The organism is Streptomyces sp. NPDC088194, from assembly GCF_040702025.1.
In the GTDB taxonomy this organism is placed as follows: domain Bacteria; phylum Actinomycetota; class Actinomycetes; order Streptomycetales; family Streptomycetaceae; genus Actinacidiphila.
In genome coordinates this window covers 1-2,339 of record NZ_JBFBIV010000207.1, presented here as the reverse complement: position 1 = coordinate 2,339, position 2,339 = coordinate 1, and the positions used below count along the sequence as shown (strand labels likewise).

The window sequence follows — 2,339 nt, the reverse complement described above, 5'->3', positions numbered from 1 at the left end:
AGCAACGGCACCGCCGTCCCGGCCCGGGCCTGCGCCCGCAACGCGGCCAGATCCAGTTGCACCGGCGCGACCAGCGCGGCATCCACCCGCTGCGCGGTGCCCAGCAGTTCGAGGCCCAGCTCGGAGGAGAGCGGCTGTACGCCCAGCCGGTTCAGCCTGGTCAGTTGCGCGGCGTCCAGTTCCCCGGTCATCCCGGTCTCCGCCGCCCACAGGCCCCACGCCAGCGACACGGCCGGGCGCCTCCGTGCCCGCCGTCGCGCCGCCAGCGCGTCCAACCCGGCGTTCGCCGCAGCGTAGTTGCCCTGTCCCGCGCTTCCGATGAGCGCGGCGACCGAGGAGAACAGCACGAACGACTGGAGGTCGGTGCCGGCCGTCAACTCGTCGAGCAGCAGGGCCGCATCGAGCTTCGGCCGCATCACCCGCTCAAGCTGCTCCGGCGTCATCGACTCCAGCAGCCCGTCGTCCAGGACACCGGCCGCGTGCACCACGCCCGCCAGCGGAACCTCCAACGAGCGCAGCAGCGCGGTCAGTTGCTCCCGGTCGGCCACATCGCACGCAGCGACCTGCACCCGGCAACCCGCGGCCTCCAGCTCGGCGGCGAGTTCGCTCGCGCCCGGCGCCTCCAGACCCCGCCTCGACGCCAGCACCAGATGCCGCGCACCACCAACGGTGACCAAGTGCCGTGCCACCAGCGCACCCAGACCCCCGGTGCCACCCGTCACCAGCACCGTGCTGTCCGCACCGGCGCCCAGCAGCGGCTCCGTCCCCAGTGCCGCGGGCACGACGGCCCGCGTCAGCCGGGGAGCGAGCACCTGCCCGCCGCGCACCGCCACCTGCGGCTCGTCGTACGCGGCGAGCGCGGTCCAGTCCGGCCCCGCCCCTCCGTCGCCGCCGGCCGGCTCCAGGTGCGGGTCCAGCTCCGGGTCGAGGTCCACCAGGGTGAACCGTCCCGGGTGCTCGGACTGCGCGCTGCGCACCAGACCCCACGCGGCAGCAGCCGCCACATCCGGCGCCTCCCCACCGGTCGAGACCGCACCCCGCGTCACCAGCACCAACCGCGCACCCGACAGCGCATCCGCGGCCAGCCACCCCTGCACCAGACCCAGCGTCGCCTCGGCCGCCGCATGTGCCGACCGCGCGACGTCCACCGCGGCACCGTCGAGTTCCACCGCGGCGGACGGCACCACCGTCACCACCGCGTCCGGCGCCTCGGCACCCGCGGCGACCGCCGCGACCAGCGCCCCGAGATCCGCGAAGTGCTCGTCCGTACCGGTCGGTTCACCGATGCCGGCCACCCGCGGCCGGGCCGTGTCCGCGGCCTGGGCGACGGGGCTCCACTCCACCGTGTAGAGCGATCCGGCCTCCGGGCGCCGCGCGCCTTCCAGTTGCCCCTGGTCCACCGGCCGGAAGGCGAGCTGCTCGGCGCTGAAGACCAGTTCGCCCTGCTCGTCGGCGATGTCGGCCCGCAGCGTGGAGTCGGCCGTCGAGGTGATACGGACCCGCACCCGGCCGGAGCCGGGCAGTCCGAGCCGCACGCCCGACCAGGAGAAGGGCAGTTGGGCGGCGTGGTCCTCACCCGTGTCGAGCCAGCCGAGTCCTCCGTGCAGCGAGGCGTCGAGGAGCCCGGGGTGGATGCCGTACTGGCGGGCACTCGCGATGTGGTCGTCGGGGAGGGCGACCTCCGCGTAGATGTACTCGTCCTGCTCCCAGGCGGTGTGCAGGCCCTTGAAGGAGGGGCCGTAGTCGTAGCCGAGGCCGGCGAGGCGGTCGTAGAGGTCGTGGACGGCGACGGGCCGGGCGTCCTGCGGCGGCCAGGTCTGCGCCCAGTCCGCGGGTGCGGGGACACCGGTGTCGGGTGTCAGGATGCCGCGGGCGTGGCAGGTGGGCTGGACGCTCTCCTGCCCCTTGCTCTCGCTCGGCGCGGTGTAGATCGCGAGTTCACGGCGTCCGTCCTCGTCGGGCGCCGCCACCGTGACCTGGAGGTCGAGCTCGTCGCCCTCGGACAGCAGCAGCGGAACCTGGAGCACCAGTTCCTCGACGACCGGGCAGTCCACCTGGCCGCCCGCCGCCAGTGCCAGTTCCACCAGGGCGACGCCGGGAACGATCACCATGCCGAACACCGCGTGGTCGCGGACCCATGCCTGCGAGTCCAACGACACGCGCCCGGTGAACACCCACTCCCCCCGGTCGCCGACCCGCACCGCGGCCGACAGCATCGGATGCCCGAACCGCGCCAGCCCGGCACCCGCCAGGTCCCCGCCCCCCGCCCCCACCGGCAGCCAATACCGCGACCGCTGGAACGCATACCCCGGCAGATCAACCCGCCGACCGCCACTCCC

General features: G+C 74.4%; 1 protein-coding gene. It reads right to left on the bottom strand.

All coding sequences use genetic code 11. From position 1 onward, the window contains the following. Positions 1 to 2,273 (bottom strand): SDR family NAD(P)-dependent oxidoreductase (locus AB0399_RS40400; protein ID WP_366414685.1); only part of this gene is annotated, 2,273 nt, incomplete at its 3' end. Positions 2,274 to 2,339 lie beyond the last annotated feature (66 nt).